This window comes from Asprobacillus argus (genome assembly GCF_032248395.1).
GTDB classification, from domain to species: Bacteria; Bacteroidota; Bacteroidia; order Flavobacteriales; family Flavobacteriaceae; genus Polaribacter; species Polaribacter argus.
The window spans coordinates 180,639-198,291 of the sequence record NZ_JAVTTO010000005.1; the positions used below are offsets into that span (position 1 = coordinate 180,639).

Consider the following 17,653-nt stretch of genomic DNA (forward strand, 5'->3'; position numbering starts at 1 on the left):
AAGAACATGGAAACAATGAACAAAGAAATTTTACGCGGAGGACAATTCTTGGTAAAAGAATCAAATTGTGAGGATATATTTACTCCAGAAGATTTTTCTGAGGAGCAACAAATGATGAAGGAAGCGGTAAAGGAGTTTAACGATCGTGAGATTATTCCACATAAAGAACGCTTCGAAAAGAAAGATTATGCTTTAACAGAAGAAGTAATGAAGAAAGCTGGAGAGCTAGGTTTCTTAGGTGTTTCAGTTCCTGAAGAATATGGAGGTTTAGGAATGGGATTTGTTTCTACCATGTTAGTTTGTGAGTATATCTCTAGTGGTACTGGGTCTTTTAGTACTGCCTTTGGGGCGCATACTGGAATAGGAACCATGCCTATTACTTTATACGGAAATGAAGAACAAAAGAAAAAGTATGTGCCAAAATTAGCTTCTGGCGAATGGATGGGTGCTTATTGTTTGACAGAACCAACGGCTGGGTCAGATGCTAATTCTGGAAAGACGACAGCAACGCTTACCGAAGATGGGAAATCATATAAGATCAATGGTCAAAAAATGTGGATTTCCAATGCTGGTTTTTGTGATATAATGATTGTATTTGCAAGAATTGAGGACGACAAGAACATTACTGGATTCATCATTGAAAATGATTCGAATAATGGAATCACTATGGGTGAAGAAGAGCATAAACTAGGAATTAGAGCATCTTCTACACGTCAGGTTTTCTTTAGCGAGACCCTTGTACCTGTAGAGAATATGTTATCTGTAAGAGGTGGTGGATTTAAAATTGCCATGAATGCGTTAAATGTAGGACGTATTAAATTGGCTGGAGCTTGTTTAGACTCTCAAAGAAGAGTATTAAATCATGCTGTTAACTATGCTAATGAACGTAAACAGTTTAAAACACCTATTTCCGATTTTGGTGCAATCAAATACAAGTTGGCAGAAATGGCGACAAGTGCCTATGCAGGAGAGTCTGCTTCTTATAGAGCGGCAAAAAATATTGAAGATAGGATTAACTTACGAATGGCTGATGGAAATTCGCATCAGGAAGCTGAGCTAAAAGGTGTAGAAGAATATGCCATTGAATGTTCTATCTTAAAAGTAGCAGTTTCTGAAGACGTACAAAATTGTGCTGACGAAGGAATTCAAATTTTTGGTGGTATGGGGTTCTCAGAGGAAACACCTATGGAATCTGCTTGGAGAGATGCTCGTATTGCTAGAATCTATGAAGGCACAAATGAGATAAACAGAATCCTTTCCGTAGGAATGCTGCTTAAAAAAGCCATGAAAGGACATGTAGATTTATTAAACCCTGCGATGAAAGTTGCAGATGAATTGATGGGTATCCCTTCTTTTGATATGCCAGACTATTCAGAATTGTTTTCTGAAGAAAAAGACATGATCGATAAATTAAAGAAGGTCTTTTTAATGGTTGCAGGTTCTGCAGTGCAGAAATTTGGGCCTGAGTTAGAAGATCATCAACAATTATTAATGGCAGCGGCAGATATCTTGATCGAGATCTATATGGCGGAGTCTACCATTTTAAGAACTGAGAAAAATGCCAAACGTTTTGGTGAAGAGGCGCAAGAGGGGCAAATTGCCATGGCAAGATTATACCTATACAATGCAGTAGACATTATCAATAAAAAAGGAAAAGAAGGTATTGTTTCTTTTGCTGAAGGCGATGAGCAGCGTATGATGTTAATGGGATTAAAGCGTTTTACCAAATATGCAAATCAACCTAATGTGGTTGCACTGCGTAATGTGATAGCTGAAAAAGTAAAAGCAGAAAATAAGTACTGCTTCTAGATGATATATAAAATTTTCTTCAACTTAATAGGTTTTAGAATTTAGTTGTTTGTTTAAAAACCGTCATTTATTTGACGGTTTTTTTTTTGATTTCATTTTAAGGTGTATTTTTATGCGCTATAAAACGTAACTCAAGTTTTTCGTTGTCCATATGAAACAACTAAATCCATCTATAAAACATCATATTGCTATTGGAGTTCTTCTTTGTCTTTGGAGTTTCCTGTTTGCTTTTTTTGTTCGACCTTTTGAACATGGCACCATGGATTTGCAAGTTTGGATTCGCGTAAGTGTTGGTTTCAGTTTAGCTTCGTTATTTTCATATATAGTGGTCGCTATCTATCAAAAAATAGTATATCAGAAAATAGTCAAATGGAACAACGCTCTTGAAGTAAGTACGTATATTCTATTTTACCTTTTATATACGATCATTACATATACCTACTACAAAAGTGATATCATTCGGGGTAATTATGAGTTTTCTCAATTTTTTACTGATATTATTATCAATATTGCCTTGGTAGTAACTCCAATCATTTTCTTGTTAAGAAGGTATGCCATCAAATTGATTCCTAAAAAAGAAGAGTTTGTTACTATTAAAGGAGACAATAAAATGGACTTCTTAAAAATTAAAAAAGACGAATTGATCTGTGTTTCAAACTCACAGAACTATGTTGAGATTTTCTTCTTGGATAATGATCAACTCAAAACAAAACTGATTCGTAGTTCCTTGAAAAAAATCCAATATGAATTTGACTTTCTTATTCAAATTCACCGTTCGCATTTAATCAATCCATCACACTTTAAATCGTGGAAAGATTCAGTCACCATTTCTCTTACTCAAATTGAACTTCCAGTTTCGAAAAACTATAAAAACAGGTTACTTTCATTATAAATTTCATACCTGAAATCGGCTATTTTATACCACAAACTATCAATTGCACCCAAAAAGATAGTCTTTATACCTTGATCACATAATTGTAATTAAGTGTATTGATTTGATCTTATGTTTGGTCTCATCAATATAAAACTTAATCTCATGAAAAAGCTTGCTTGGATCGTTTTTGGAGCCTTATCTATACTTATTAGCTTCTATCCTTTTACCTATTATTTAGCAGACGAACCTGTTGCATTATTATTATCAAAATCAGCAGAATTGTTAAGCAGTAATGTGTACAATATTTTCTTTTATACACACATTACCTTTGGAGGAATTGCCTTACTAATTGGCTGGTTACAATTCAGTAAAAAATTGAGAAGAAAATACATGAACCTTCATAGATGGATTGGAAAAATCTATGTAGTCGCTGTTTTATTAAGTGGTCCGGCTGGATTCTACATTGCTTTCCATGCCACAGGAGGGCTTTCTCCGATATTGGGATTCTCCATAGGCGCTCTTATTTGGGTACTTCTTACAACGCTGGGTTATACTACTATAAGAAAAGGGAATGTAGAAGCTCACAAAAAATGGATGATGTACAGTTATGCTGGAACTTTTGGCGCTGTGACTTTACGTCTTTGGTTACCCATCCTGATCCTTATTTTTGGAAACTTCACGGAAGCTTACCAAGTAGTAGCCTGGCTAAGCTGGGTTCCAAACCTGATTGTTGTCTATCTGATTCTAAACAAGAAAGAAGTTCTTATTTCTCTCTATAGAAAGCTTCATATTAAAAAAGTCATTATCACAACAACTGTTTTGGCTGGAATAACATTCCTCCTTTCTTTCGCCAGTCCACAAACTTGGTTTTATCAAGCACCCAGTTTTAAAGGAAATCCTTTAGAAAAAGTGACTTCTTTAAATGGCTCCAGTTTTACTCAAGATAAGCTAAATGAGGTAGCGCAGTATCTCAAAGAAGAGTCTGAAACCACCAGTATGATGGTACTTGAAAATGGTAAAATTGTTTTTGAATATGGAGATGTTTCTGAGATCAGTTATCTCGCTTCTGCTCGCAAGAGTATTTTAAGTATGCTGTATGGGAAATATGTAGACAATGGTATGATTGATCTACAAGAAACAATTGGCAGTATAGGTCTTGATGAGGACGATGGATTATTACCTATAGAAAAACAGGCCACTGTAGAACATTTAATCACGGCGAGATCAGGGGTCTTTCATCCTGCTGCCAATGGAGGTGCTGATCTAAATAATATTAAAGAAAGAGGAAGTAAAAAGCCTGGCGAATATTTTGTGTATAACAATTGGGACTTTAACGCTGCGGGCTATATTTTGGAGAAGAAATCTGGCAATAGTGTATATCAAGAACTAGAACAGCAATTAGCAATTCCGTTAGGGTTTGAAGATTGGAATATTGAAAATCAATCGACATCAGTAAATGAAAAAAAATCGCGATACCCTGCACATCATATGCATCTTTCCACTCGAGATTTGGCTAAAATTGGACAACTGATGCTACAAGAAGGTTCTTGGAAAGGTAAACAGTTGATCTCTAAAAAATGGATTCAAAAAACGACCACTACAGTGACACCCATAGATACTGTAAATGCAAGATATGGAATAGATCCATCAACTCCCATGCAAAGAGCATATAGCTATATGTGGTGGCCATTTGAGCGATTTTACGATAATCCCGACTTTGACGGAGCTTATACAGCATCTGGTGCCTTCGGACATTTTATTACGATCATTCCCAAACGAAATGTTGTCATTGTACACAAAACCACAAGAGATCTTTTAACCTTAGCCGGATTCTCTAATAGAAAAAACACTCCAAAATGGCGTTACTGGTGGATCCTTAGAAATTTAATGTTGAATAGAAAAAGTATTTCCGAATTAGCAGAAGAAAAATCTGCAACTGAAATTATAGAATTCATCAAGACTGAGTACAATAATAAAGATTCCGAATATGCCATTTCTGAACGCCTTATTAATGAATATGGTTTAAAATTAGCAGAAGAATTGAAGCATGAAGACGCTATTAAATTCTACGAATTGAACCTAATTCTATATCCTAGTCATGGTTATTTTACACATCGAATCTATAAGTATTATGGACAAAGCCTTATGGCATTAGGGAGAAATACTGAAGCATTAGCAGCTTTTGAGAAAGCTTTAGAGTTCGACCCGGGAAACAGAATGGTATCTGGGATACTATCGAAGTTAAAATACTAGATATAAACGGTTGCAAATCATTATCCATATAATTATGAGAATTAAGAAAGAAGCGGTTCTTTTTTTATTGGTACTCAGTATCCAATTTAGTGCCGCTTTTTGTTCTTGTCGCAATTATAATCCTCAAAAAAAAACTCTCGAGACCAAATATTTTGAGAGGAATCATTCATTAATCACAAATAAAATTTTAATTAACACACATTATGAAAAGAACAAAACTCGCTAGAAGAATAATTTTTATCCTTTTTGCTATTATCGCGCTAACCACATTTACTTTTTGCTCTAGTCCACAAGACTGGTTCTATAAAGGCCCAGCTTTTAAGGGAACTGCCTTTGAGAAAAAGCAAAATTTACAAAACACAGGATATACAAAAGACAGTCTAAAAAAATTTACTAAATACTTAAGAAAGAGCTATCATACCACAAGTATGTTGGTCTTGCAAGGTGGAAAAGTCATTTATGAATACGGAAATACATCTAAAATCAATTACCTAGCTTCTTGTAGGAAAAGTATACTTGCCATGTTGTATGGAAAATACGTAGAAAATGGCACCATTGATCTAAACGAAACTATAGGTAGTATAGGCATTGATGAAGATGATGGATTATTACCCATAGAAAAGCAGGCTACTGTTGATCATATTATCACTGCCCGTTCTGGCGTATTTCATATTCCTTCCAATGGTGGTTACGATATAAATAATATAAAGAAAAGAGGGAGTGTTCAGCCTGGCGAATACTTCGTGTACAATAACTGGGACTTTAATGTTGGAGGATATATTCTTGAAAAAAAATCTGGCCATACTATATATGAAGAAATTGAAGAGCAATTGGCTATCCCTTTAGGTTTTCAAGATTGGCACATTAAAAATCAAAAGAAATCAAAGAAGAATGAAAAGTCCAGATATCAAGCTTTCCACATCTATATTTCTACTAGAGATATGGCTAAAATTGGACAACTTATGTTGAATAAAGGGCGATGGGATGGCAAGCAATTGATCTCAAAAGAATGGATTGAAAAAATTACGTCAACCATAACACCGCTCGATGTAGTAAATCAGCGATATGGATTAACGGAAGAATCTCCAGTACAACTGTCTTATGGGTATATGTGGTGGCTTTTCGAACAGTTTTACGACAACCCTGATTTTGAAGGTGCATATACTGCTACTGGTTGGGGAGGTCAGTTTATTACGGTGATTCCAAAACTGAATATGGTAATTGCTCATAAAACCAGAGTAGATTTACTAACTATTTTTGGCTGGGCCAATCATAATGTTTCTGATCCTGAGTATTATTCTATGCTGAACGAATTTATTGCCATAAAAAAATAAAAAAAGAGGTTGCCATTGGCAGCCTCTTTTTTTTATTTTAATCTACGCTTTTTTATTATTTCGATCGAATAATCACATCTCCGTGAAAATTCTTAAATAAGATTTCTGCGCCTCCTCCATTTATAGAGCCTGTCACCCATTTTTCAACCTTCACTCTATATGCATTTCCTCTACTCGATTCTCCTTTGGTAATTTTAGCTTTAGAAGGTTTTGTTTTTAAATCGAAGTCTGTATATACTTCTCCTCTATCTGACTTGATCTTTATATCAGCTTTGATCGTCTTTGGAAACGTAACATCTATATCACCATTCAAATTACTAAAAGCCATCGCAACTCCTGGTGTCACTTTTGCAAAGCTTATGGTTATTCCTCCATTTAGAGTATCGGCGCTTACCGATCCACTTATTTCTTTCAAAGTTATCTTTCCATTCTTATTGCTAACATCCATCACGCCATTTACATTTTCAACATAAATATCCCCATTATTGATCGTAGATATTTTTAAAGAAAAATTACGTGGTACTTGAATTTCAAAATCGGTGGTAATTTGAACTGGTGTCGATATTCTAACAACGTTATCATACTCAGTAGCCGTAAACTCCAAAGAATTATTCGATATTCTCTTTAAACCTGTTTTGCTTTTTTTGTTTCCATGATAATTGTAATGATCATTCGTTTTTCTTCTGGTCCCTTTCACAATCACTTCTTTACCAGAATACCCTTTTACACTAATCGAACCATTAATGATTCCCATTTTTAAAAGTCCTGTTTTCGCTGGGTTGGACAATGGAACTTTTATAGTTTCTTGAGCTGTTACATTTACAGTAAGTAAGAACAGCATACTTATAATTACTACTTTTATATTCTTTGTGTTCATGATTTTATTTTTTTACGATTGCGTCTCCGTTTAATTGATTAAAGTGTAAATGCACACTTCCCTTTCCTATTTTAAAATGTCTATTTGAGTTTACTTTATACTTTGTTCCTTTATTTCTTCGCTCCTTTAATTTATTGATTTTTGGTACAGCTTTTTCTACATCAAAATTGGTATAAAATCCACCATTCATAGTTTTATAACTGATCGTGGCATCTAAGCCATCTTTAAACTTAATATTGATATCTCCATTTATAGAACTATACCAACTTTCTTCTGTAGGATTATTAGCATAACTAATATTGATGTCCTTGTTAATTGCATCCACATCTGTTTTTCCCGACACATTCTTAAGATCAATAGCGCCATTAATGTTACGAACGATCAACAATTTTCCATGCACATTCTCTACCATTATGTTTCCATTGTTCACAGCTTTTACATCGATACTTGTGTTCTTTGGTATTTTTATCTTAAAATCTAACCGATACTTATACATTCGTTTAGACCTATGCTTATAATTTCTACGATAATTATAACTAAACTCTCTATGATCAAAACTTCCTGTCTTTAGATTAAAGTGAGAATAAGGAGAGTCCAAGTACACATAAATAGCATTGTCTTTTTTTGCTGATTTGATTCCAATTTCTTCCTTTCCTAATGCTAGATCCTTTTGTTCATCGGCTTGAATAGTTTTAATTACCTCTACTTGAACGGTGCTTCCGTTATACCCTACCACATCGATAGATCCATATACATTATCCACTACCAGGATATTTTCAGCTGAATTTGTTTCAAATTTTAGTTCTTTCCGAATCGTTTCGGTGCTTTTTAACTTTTTATCTTTCTGATATCGCTGCGCTGATACTGTGACCGCACAAGCGAGCATTATTATTGTTATTAATTTTAAAAATTTCATAATTCTGGGTTTTGATGCCTGCCTTCCGCAGGCAGGAATGACTTATTTATCTCTGTAAAAAGCGACCTAGGATTTGCCATTTACATCAACCTTATTTACATTCGGAATCAAATAATACTTTGTATACTTTCTTCCATTTTTTGTTTCGCGTTTGTATTTACATCTTTTTCCTTGATCAATTCTTTTAACGGTTTTACAGCCTTTTTTTCTTGTAAAACTACCATGAGGTCTGCTAGTTCTATTTGCACCAAAGGTGAACTCTGATGAATAATAGAAGACACTAAACCTTCTCGTACTAAAGGAATATCCGTATAGTTCTTTAGCGCTTCGATAGCCGACAATCGAACATTTACATTATCATCATTATTCAAAGTAGAAAACAATGCTTTTATAATAGTTTCTGTAACCGTATTTAACTTTCCAACTTCATTTACGGCTTGCAGTCTTTTATTTGCCGAAGGCTGATCTAATAAAGTTAATACCAATTCAGATCTTACTTTTTCGGTTTCTTTCTTCGCAATTTCAACAGAATCTTTGGCTGAACTATTTCCAATATTCAACCCATTCCCAATAAAAAAGCCGGCTACTAAAATTGCTAAGGTGTATGCCAATTGCTTTGGAAAGTTTCCAAAAAGCAACGTTTCAATACTCTTAAAAACCGATTCTTTTTGTGTTCTTTTTTCCTGCGCATTTAACATGGTATAAAACTTAACATCCATTGCCGATGTTGGTGTTGGAATTTCTTCTTCGGCCCCTGCCCAAAATACTTTTGAAGCTTCAAACTCTTCTTGATGTTGAGAGTTTTCACTTAAAAATTGCTCAAACTCTATATGCTTCTCCTCAGTTAAATTCCCTGATAAATAATCTACAATTACTTCTTTAAATTCTGTATACTCCATATCTATCTCTTTTCTAATGTTAGAAAAATTCCTTTTAAATCGTTCAATGCTCTATGTACTTTTAATCTAGCATTTCCTTCTGTACAACCTATGATCTCTCCTACTTCTCTATATTTTAATTCTTTAAACTTGCTTAGCACAATCAACTCTTTCTTGTCAGGCGGTAATAATGCTAAGGCCTTCCTTAACATAATTGTATCTTCTCGTTCGATGATCGCGCCCTGCACATCGTCTCCTCCACTAATAGCATACCCCACATCATCAATATCTCTATGCATATACTTTTTACTTTTTTTAAAGCTATCATAGCTCGCATTCCTCGCTATTTGAAATAACCATACTACAAATTTGCTCTCCTCTGTATAGGTATGTTTGTATTTCAATATCTTCATAAAAACATTCTGCACAAGGTCTTCGCTTAATCCAGCATCTTTGTTCATTTGATAAAAGAATCCAAAGAGTCTTTTTTTATAGCGCTCGTATAGCAATCCCAACTTCTGGGTTTCTCCTGCTTTTACACTTAGCATTAATGAATTGTCCGATAGTGTATCCAATATTATATTGTTGGTTGGTTAGATTTGAACAGATATACTGTAACATTTTAAAAACGTTACAAATTAGTTCTTTTATTTTTTAATTAGCGCTAACATTTTCCTTGCATTGCCATTTGTACCTCCTAATTCTATAGCTTTCTTATAATTTACAAGCGCTTTTTTATTCTGATAATCTCTATAATAGGATTCCCCTAAACTATCAAATGCATTTGCCGAACTTGGAAACTGTTGCGTATTAAATGTAAACACTTGAATTGCTTTCTCAATCCTTTTCTGATTTATCAATTGATAGCCTACATCGTTTACAAGGTTTTCAAAATTTAATTGTGCATACTCCTCTTTATTCTTCAAATGTACATACACGGTTTCAAATGCATTGATATCATCTTCTACACTTACTTGCAAAAGAGTTTCAAAAGCTTTATTTGCGACGTTCACAATATCACTATTAATAATACTGGCAATATGATCGATTATATTTTCTATGTTATAATAATTTCCTAAACCGTTGGATAGAAAAATGATACTCAGATTATCGTCGGGAAAGATCCTATACGCTGTAACGAGTGACCCTGAAAAGCCATAAGAATCATGCCTGTTAACAATATGTTTATCCCAACCATAGACAAATCTCTTATTCGACGCCGTATATGAAAACACCTCCCACATCTCGTCTAATGTTTCTTTATTGATTAATTCACCTGATTTTAACTTCTTATCCCAATCAATAAAAGCATTTATGGTAATATTCAATCCATTGGCCGCAAACATATATCTTCCTTTTAAAGAAGAGTGATCTATTTGTATAGTACCAGTTTCAAATGGAAAATAAGGAGTTACTCTGTTAGGCACAATTTCTTTAGAATTAGATGAAAAGAATATTTCTTCGTTTGCTCCGTCGAACTGATTCTTAATAATAAAATCTTCGAGCGATTCACCAGAAACCTTTTCAATGATCAATTGTAACAACCAAAAATTTGTCTGATTGTATGCATATTTTTCTCCTGGATCAAAGAGCTTCTCTTTACTAAAAACCAGTTCTTTTGCTTCTTTCTCTGTAAGTTTCTCCATCCTATTATAAGGAGCCATATCCGGTATCCCAGAAGAATGAGTTAGTAAATGTTTTATTTTAATGGTGTTCCAGGAAAGAGGTAAATCTGGTACATATTTTCCTATCGCATCTTCCAAGGATAATTTCTCTTTTTCAATCAATTGAAAAACGGCAACGGCAACGATCGGTTTTGTTAGCGAATACACCCTAAAAATAGACTGATCTAGTACAGAGCTGTTGTGTTCAATATTAGCCTTTCCAAATGTTTCTTTATACAGGACTTCTTCATCTTTAATAATCGCAAGAGAAACACCAGGTATTTCATGTCTTTTTTGAAGATGTTTGATGTAGCTATCAATTTTTTCTTTTTGCTTGTTGCTTAAAGGGACCGGCGAAACTTTGCCACAGGATGATGCTATAATACAAAGTAGCAGATATCCAAAAAAACGGGCCTTTGTTGGTGTAAATGTTCTCATTGTTTGTGTTTTAACAAACAGGTTAACAGTGCTTATCCAAAAGTGTTACAAAAAAAAAGAGATTGCTTTCGCAATCTCTTTATATATTATGTTAAGAATTCTTTATACTAAAGCTCCTAAGTAACGTTCCGCATCTAGCGCTGCCATGCAACCCGTTCCTGCTGCGGTAACCGCTTGTCTATATTCTTTATCCTGTACATCTCCAGCAGCGAATACTCCAGGTACATTTGTTTTTGTAGACTTTCCTTCAGTAATCAAGTATCCAGTTTCGTCCATATCTAAAACACCTTTAAAAAGATTCGTATTTGGTGTATGTCCAATAGCAACAAATACACCAGTTACTGGAATCTCTTTTTTATCACCAGTTTGATTATTAAATACTCTTACGCCTTCTACTACTTGTTCTCCAAGTACCTCATCAATCTCCGTATTGAATAACACTTCAATGTTCTCAGTCCTATTTACACGATGCTGCATTGCTTTTGAAGCTCTCATGTAGTCTTTACGTACCAATATGGTTACTTTCTTACAGATATTTGCTAAATAAGTAGCTTCTTCAGCAGCTGTATCTCCAGCTCCTACAACCACTACATCTTGATTCTTATAAAAGAAACCATCACAGGTTGCACAAGCCGAAACTCCTCCTCCAATTAATCTTTGTTCGCTTTCAATTCCCAGATATTTAGCTGTAGCACCGGTTGAAATAACAATCGTTTCAGCTTCAAGTTCTTTAGATCCATCAACAACCACTTTATGTATTCCTCCTACCTCTTTAGAAAGATCCACACTAGTAACCATTCCAAATCGTACCTCAGTACCAAAACGTTCAGCTTGTTTCTTTAGATCTTCCATCATGGCAGTTCCATCTGTACCATTTGCATATCCTGGAAAGTTATCTACTTCTGTAGTAGTCGTTAACTGTCCTCCCATTTGCATCCCAGTATACATTACTGGTTTCATATCTGCTCTTGCTGCGTAAATAGCAGCCGTATAACCTGCTGGTCCTGAGCCAATAATTAAGCACTTTATTCTTTCAATTGTGTCTGACATTATACTCTAAATTTTTACGAATACAAATGTAATTTTTTTTGATGTGTTCTGCGTTGATATCGGATATATTTTAACAATTAAATAATAGAGAAATCTAATTCAAAAACTGTAAGGCTTTCTGCAACTGATTTGAACTACTTTCCAGATTTTAATCGTACAATCCCCACATGTTCGACTCCCACATAGATATAACCGTCATTGCCTTGTTCAATAGCCCTAACTCTTCCTATGCCATTTAATAGTCTTTCTTCTTTGATTACCTTTCCATTCTTTAATATACAACGAGTAACATATCCAAATTTTAAAGAACCAACTAAAAGGTCTCCTTTCATTTTCGGATATTTATTACTATTTACAAAAGCCATTCCGCTAGGGGCTATTGATGGAGTCCAATGGTGTAATGGATCTTCCATTCCTTTGATGGATGTCTTATTCGTAAATTTTGACCCACTATAATTGATACCAAAACTCGCTTTTGGCCAACCATAATTCTTACCCGCTTTTATGATATTGATTTCATCCCCTCCTCTTGGACCATGTTCATGCGTCCAAATTTCGCCAGTAAAAGGATTTAGTTCCATTCCTTGTGGATTTCTATGACCATAACTGTACACCGCCTTTTTAGCGCCAGAAATAGCAACAAAGGGATTATCTTTTGGAATACGACCATCATCATGCAATCGATAGATCTTTCCTCCATCTCTAGAGAGGTCTTGTGGGTTTACATCTCTGTTCCCTCTATCTCCAATACTAAAGTACAGATAGCCTTCTTTATCAAAGGCAATTCTGGACCCAAAATGTTGACCCGCACGCGTATTGGGCGTCCCTTTATATAGCAATTTCTTTTGTGATAACATACCGTCTTTAAATACCGCTCTCATCAAAGCAGTATTACCACCTCCTCCTCCCGCTGATGAGACATATGTAAAATAAATGTAGTTGTTCTTCTCAAAATTTGGATGCAATTCTATGTCCATTAGACCTCCTTGCCCTTGTGTTTTCATTCTGGGTAGTCCATTAACCACCGTTTTCTTACCATTTTTAAAATGAACGATTCTCCCATGTTTTTCCGTAATTAGCATAGAATTATCTGGTAAAAAAGTGAACCCCCAAGGAATTCTCAATCCAGAAACTATTACTTCATAGTCATTTTCTTTTACTCTATTTTGACTTACAAAGGATGTCCCTATAAATAAGATACATAAGGTTCCTGTAAAAAGAAGTTTGCGCTGTTTTTTCATAAAAATGACATTAAATAGATTTCATTTCTGTTATAAAGTTCTATTATAAACTGTACATATCCAAATTTAATACTTGTAGTTTAAAAAATGGACATACAATTCAATACATAATCTTATCATTTCACTACATTTTCTTTTGACTAACTCGTATTTAATACTAGCTTCGATGCACTACTAAAAACTTACCACAATGAAAAAAATAATAATTGTTTTGTTACTGTTAAACACAACCAGTCTATTTGCTCAATCTGAAAAGGATAAAAATAAGGTTAGAAGAGCCTGTTTAAACTATATAGATGGCTTCTATGAAGGAGATACGTTAAAAATAATCAATAGCATTTCCCCGTCGTTATATAAGTTCGGTTATTGGAAAAACAAGAAAACAGGAAAGTATCGTGCAGATGGAAAGATGACCTTTCAACAAGCTTTAAACTATTCTAAAGGTGTACTTAAAACAAAGAAATTTGCTCCAAAAAGTGCTCCTAGAAAGGTAGAGATTTTGGACATCTCAAACCATATCGCTTCCACTAAAATAACTGCTTGGTGGGGAGTAGATTATATGCTTCTAGCGAGAGAAGGTGATAAATGGATGATACGACAGGTTCTTTGGGAAGGTCCATTAGACAAAAAGAAAAAAAAGAAGTAAAATTTGTACACCAACCTCTGGGTTAATTCTTCATTTAAAATATTGTGTAATCTTTTCGTTAAATAAAAAGATTATAGTAAATTTGCAGTCCGATTTTATCGGGGTGTAGCGTAGCCCGGTCATCGCGCCTCGTTTGGGACGAGGAGGTCGCAGGTTCGAATCCTGCCACCCCGACAAAAGCCAGCAATTTTTGCTGGCTTTTTCTTGTTAAAAATTGTATCTCTAAATGTATTTTAACCACCAGTAATTTTTCCTTGATTTATAATTATTATACCACCTACATAAAAAGTAAAAGAAAATAACAATAGCCACCCAAACTACATAAAGTCTTAATAACGAAGGTTGATAATATTCAGGCCAATTCTTCGGTCCTCCAGAGTTTGCCAAATCAAACCATGCTCCTTCAGTAATTCTAAAATAGAGCATCGAAGAAAAATGGATTACAGGGAAATGTAATATGTAAAAGAAAAAAGGTACTCTTCCAAAAACTTTTAAAAAGTCAAACAGTTTTGTTTTCCATTTCTCAAACAGGATAAGCAAAAGGAAGGAAGGTCCTAATGTCATTAGCAAGAAAAGTAAAGAAGGAGGGTATTTTTGTGTGTTTAGAAAGTCCATAAATGTAAACAATCCGCTTTTTTGAGTTTCCCATGCTCCCGTATCTCCGTATATATTACTTAACCTTAGCACAGTAAATAGAAGGATGGATCCTATACCCAGCCACCAAAGCCATTTTATTCGCTTTTCAGAACTCCAGGTCATGACTTGACCAAATACGAATCCAGCTGCCATAACACCTATCCATGGTAGTATGGGGTACACAACATACATTCCAAAACTATTATCTGAAACAAAAGGAATCCAACCTTGCTCATGAAAGATCTTCCAAAACCAATCAAAGCTTCCCAAATCATTTGGCGTAATTGAATTTAGCAAGTTGTGCCCAAATATGATCAACATTGAAACGATCAATAACATTTTATTCGAAAGTCTAATTAACAACGCCATGGCAATCATGGCAACACCAATAGCCCATATCACCTGTAAAAAGAATCCCCAACTATTCCAGATCATTTTCCAACTCCAGGCCCAATTGATAATAATCACCTCCACAAGGATCAACCATAAACCTCTTTTTACCAAAAAAAGGCTTACCTGGTTTTTATCTTTCACTTTTTGCAAATACAAATAGATCGATGTACCCGCTAAGAATACAAAAACAGGAGCACAAAAGTGCGTAATGAATCTAGTGAAAAAATAGCCCGAACTTGTTTCTGCAATGTTTTCAGGAGCAAAAGGTTCTAGGGCCCACATATCTCGGATATGATCGACAGCCATCAGGATAATGACCAAACCTCGTAAGATATCAATTGATGATATTCTTTTTCTTGTACTTTTTAAAGCGATAGTTGATTCCATATGTTTTGGTTGTATTCCATAAATGTAAGAGATGCAGCGCATTATAAATCTTAATTTTAACTTAAAATTATGAGAAGGCACTTTTCAGAACTTCTATGCGTCCCGATGTAATCACTTATGTATATGTCTTTTTTTATCATCTTAAAGTTATAAAAATTTAACATTAGTTTTGTTTAACCATATGATTGATTTCGTTAAACGTTTCGTATCTTTATAGTGTAATATTTAAACATCATGGCAACAAAGAAAAGCACTTCGAAAAATGACATCATTTCATGGTATATGGAACATGTTTTAGAAAAGAGTCAACAACCAGCATCTGTATTTAGTTTTGCAAAAGAGAATGACTTTCCTGAGTCTGATTTTTACAAGTACTTTGCGTCATTTGAAGCGCTAGAAAAAGGCGTTTTTAAAGCATTTTTTGATAACACCATTTCAGTTTTAGATACGTCAGAAGAGTATCAAAACTTCGATGCAAGAAACAAGTTATTGATGTTCTATTTTACTTTTTTCGAAAACTTAACTGCAAACAGGAGTTATGTTGTGCATGTACTTGGAAGTAAGAAAGACTTAAGGTCTTTAAAAGCTTTATCTGAGCTCAGAAAAAGTTATGTTCATTACATAAATCACCTTCCGATAGAGACAGTTGAATTAAAGCAAGAACAACTAGAAAAGATTCAAAAGAAGAGTATGCAAGAGTCAGCATGGATCCAATTACTCATAACACTTAAATTTTGGTTAGATGATATTTCTCCTTCATTTGAGAAAACAGACATTTTTATCGAAAAGTCTATCAATACAGGTTTTGATATTATAGATGTGGCTCCTTTAAAAAGCATCATCGATCTTGGGAAATTCTTATTCAAAGAAAAAGTTCAACTGTAATACACGACCATGAAAACTATAGACAAAATACCTACATCTAAAATTCAAAGAGCCTCTAAACTTGTGCAAACCGGCGCCAAAGTTGGTGTAAACTATTTAAAGTACTACGGAAATAGAATTACAAAGACCGAAGAAGACGCAAAAGAACAGTTAAACCTAGATAATGCAGAAGATATTTATGACGGACTAAAACAACTCAAAGGAAGTGCTTTAAAAGTTGCTCAGATGCTAAGTATGGAAAAGAGCATCTTACCACAAGCCTACGTAGAAAAATTCTCTTTAGCTCAGTTTTCGGTACCACCATTGTCTCCGCCATTAGTATTGAAAACATTTAAAAAGTACTTTGGGAAACATCCTAGTGAAATGTTCGATACTTTTAATGTGACATCAGTCAATGCAGCAAGTATTGGACAAGTTCATAAAGCTGAAAAATACGGCAAAGAATTAGCCGTTAAAATTCAATACCCTGGAGTAGCAGAAAGTATTGCTTCTGACTTGGCTCTTGTAAAACCAATAGCTATTAAAATGTTTAATATTAGAGGGAAAGATTCTGATAAATATTTTAAAGAAATCGAAGAAAAGCTGGTCGAAGAAACGAACTATATTTTGGAGGTAGCACAAAGTCAGGAAATTGTGGATAAATGTGCACATATTCCAAACCTTCGCTTTCCCAAATATTACCCTGAACTGTCCTCTGATAGAATTATCACCATGGATTGGATGAAAGGAGAGCACCTTTCAGAATTTACGAATCACAATACCAACCAAAAGCTGTCTAACAAATTAGGACAAGCGCTATGGGATTTTTATATGCATCAAATTCATAACCTGAAAAAAGTGCATGCCGATCCTCATCCTGGTAATTTCTTAATTTCAAAGGAAGGAGAACTAATAGCACTGGATTTTGGATGTATGAAAACAATTCCAAATAGTTTTTACATTCCATATTTTGAACTCGCCTCTAAAGAAAACCTAAAGGACCCAGAGTTTTTCTCAAAGAAATTGTATGAACTTGAAATCCTAAGAGAGGATGACACACCAGAAGAGATTACATTTTTTACAAATATGTTTCACGAATTGCTAAGCCTATTTACACAACCATTTAATACTGAAACTTTCGATTTCTCTGACCCAGTATTTTTTAACCAAATAGCCGAGTTGGGAGAACGATATAGTAAGAATACTGAGTTGCGTAAAATGAATGGCAATAGAGGATCTAAACATTTTATCTATATCAACAGGACCTTTTTTGGATTGTATAATTTGATGTTTGATCTAAAAGCAAAAGATGTTAAAATTAAAAACTTTAACAAATATTAAGTAACATCTCGCAACGTTAAGCTACTAATAGATAGGTTGCTAGCAACCTGTA

Annotated in this window: 15 protein-coding genes and 1 tRNA gene; 8 read left to right on the forward strand and 8 right to left on the reverse strand. The window is 34.4% G+C overall.

The genetic code is table 11. From position 1 onward, the window contains the following. Nucleotides 1-6: 6 nt before the first annotated feature. From RQM59_RS13490 to RQM59_RS13505, 4 genes are all read left to right on the forward strand, one after another. Nucleotides 7-1,809: an acyl-CoA dehydrogenase FadE gene (locus tag RQM59_RS13490; protein ID WP_349242648.1), complete on the forward strand. Its 1,803-nt coding sequence runs from the start codon at nucleotides 7-9 to the stop codon at nucleotides 1,807-1,809. Between the two features lie 151 nt (nucleotides 1,810-1,960). Beyond that, nucleotides 1,961-2,701 (forward strand): LytTR family transcriptional regulator DNA-binding domain-containing protein, encoded by a 741-nt coding sequence (locus RQM59_RS13495; protein WP_349242649.1) that lies wholly within the window; start codon nucleotides 1,961-1,963, stop codon nucleotides 2,699-2,701. 144 nt (nucleotides 2,702-2,845) lie between these two features. Next, on the forward strand, nucleotides 2,846-4,936 hold the full coding sequence (locus RQM59_RS13500) for a DUF2306 domain-containing protein (RefSeq protein WP_349242650.1): 2,091 nt from the start codon (nucleotides 2,846-2,848) through the stop codon (nucleotides 4,934-4,936). Between the two features lie 203 nt (nucleotides 4,937-5,139). Beyond that, nucleotides 5,140-6,270, forward strand: a complete 1,131-nt coding sequence (locus RQM59_RS13505) for a serine hydrolase domain-containing protein (protein ID WP_349242651.1) — start codon at nucleotides 5,140-5,142, stop codon at nucleotides 6,268-6,270. A 55-nt stretch (nucleotides 6,271-6,325) separates the two neighbouring features. Here RQM59_RS13505 and RQM59_RS13510 read toward each other — a convergent pair whose 3' ends face one another. From RQM59_RS13510 to RQM59_RS13540, 7 genes are all read right to left on the reverse strand, one after another. Continuing rightward, nucleotides 6,326-7,147, reverse strand: a complete 822-nt coding sequence (locus RQM59_RS13510; RefSeq protein WP_349242652.1) for a DUF4097 family beta strand repeat-containing protein — start codon at nucleotides 7,145-7,147, stop codon at nucleotides 6,326-6,328. Nucleotides 7,148-7,151: 4 nt separating this feature from the next. Beyond that, the gene (locus tag RQM59_RS13515; protein ID WP_349242653.1) at nucleotides 7,152-8,063 is read right to left on the reverse strand and encodes a DUF4097 family beta strand repeat-containing protein; all 912 of its coding nucleotides are present in this window, start codon (nucleotides 8,061-8,063) and stop codon (nucleotides 7,152-7,154) included. A 107-nt stretch (nucleotides 8,064-8,170) separates the two neighbouring features. Then, the gene (locus tag RQM59_RS13520) at nucleotides 8,171-8,962 is read right to left on the reverse strand and encodes a HEAT repeat domain-containing protein (RefSeq protein ID WP_349242654.1); all 792 of its coding nucleotides are present in this window, start codon (nucleotides 8,960-8,962) and stop codon (nucleotides 8,171-8,173) included. A gap of 2 nt (nucleotides 8,963-8,964) precedes the next feature. Next, on the reverse strand, nucleotides 8,965-9,516 hold the full coding sequence (locus tag RQM59_RS13525; protein WP_349242655.1) for an RNA polymerase sigma factor: 552 nt from the start codon (nucleotides 9,514-9,516) through the stop codon (nucleotides 8,965-8,967). A 72-nt stretch (nucleotides 9,517-9,588) separates the two neighbouring features. Beyond that, nucleotides 9,589-11,043 (reverse strand): serine hydrolase, encoded by a 1,455-nt coding sequence (locus RQM59_RS13530; RefSeq protein ID WP_349242656.1) that lies wholly within the window; start codon nucleotides 11,041-11,043, stop codon nucleotides 9,589-9,591. A 102-nt stretch (nucleotides 11,044-11,145) separates the two neighbouring features. Then, entirely contained in the window at nucleotides 11,146-12,093 is a 948-nt protein-coding gene (gene trxB, locus RQM59_RS13535) for a thioredoxin-disulfide reductase (protein WP_349242657.1), read from the reverse strand. A gap of 134 nt (nucleotides 12,094-12,227) precedes the next feature. Next, a complete protein-coding gene (locus RQM59_RS13540) occupies nucleotides 12,228-13,334 on the reverse strand; it encodes a PQQ-dependent sugar dehydrogenase (protein ID WP_349242658.1) in 1,107 nt (368 codons plus the stop codon). A 190-nt stretch (nucleotides 13,335-13,524) separates the two neighbouring features. On the opposite strand from RQM59_RS13540, the gene RQM59_RS13545 reads away from it, so the two are divergent. Both RQM59_RS13545 and RQM59_RS13550 read left to right on the forward strand, forming a co-directional pair. Then, nucleotides 13,525-13,980, forward strand: coding sequence for a nuclear transport factor 2 family protein (locus RQM59_RS13545; RefSeq protein ID WP_349242659.1), 456 nt, complete (start codon nucleotides 13,525-13,527; stop codon nucleotides 13,978-13,980). 99 nt (nucleotides 13,981-14,079) lie between these two features. Beyond that, nucleotides 14,080-14,154, forward strand: a tRNA-Pro gene (locus RQM59_RS13550). A 48-nt stretch (nucleotides 14,155-14,202) separates the two neighbouring features. On the opposite strand, the gene RQM59_RS13555 is transcribed toward RQM59_RS13550, so the two are convergent. Beyond that, nucleotides 14,203-15,396 carry an acetyltransferase domain-containing protein gene (locus RQM59_RS13555; protein ID WP_349242660.1) on the reverse strand — a complete coding sequence of 398 codons (1,194 nt, stop codon included), beginning with the start codon at nucleotides 15,394-15,396 and terminating at the stop codon, nucleotides 14,203-14,205. A 234-nt stretch (nucleotides 15,397-15,630) separates the two neighbouring features. Here RQM59_RS13555 and RQM59_RS13560 point away from each other — a divergent pair, with 234 nt between their 5' ends. After that, nucleotides 15,631-16,281: a TetR family transcriptional regulator C-terminal domain-containing protein gene (locus RQM59_RS13560; protein ID WP_349242661.1), complete on the forward strand. Its 651-nt coding sequence runs from the start codon at nucleotides 15,631-15,633 to the stop codon at nucleotides 16,279-16,281. 9 nt (nucleotides 16,282-16,290) lie between these two features. Next, on the forward strand, nucleotides 16,291-17,601 hold the full coding sequence (locus RQM59_RS13565; RefSeq protein ID WP_349242662.1) for an ABC1 kinase family protein: 1,311 nt from the start codon (nucleotides 16,291-16,293) through the stop codon (nucleotides 17,599-17,601). The last annotated feature ends 52 nt before the right edge of the window (nucleotides 17,602-17,653 follow it).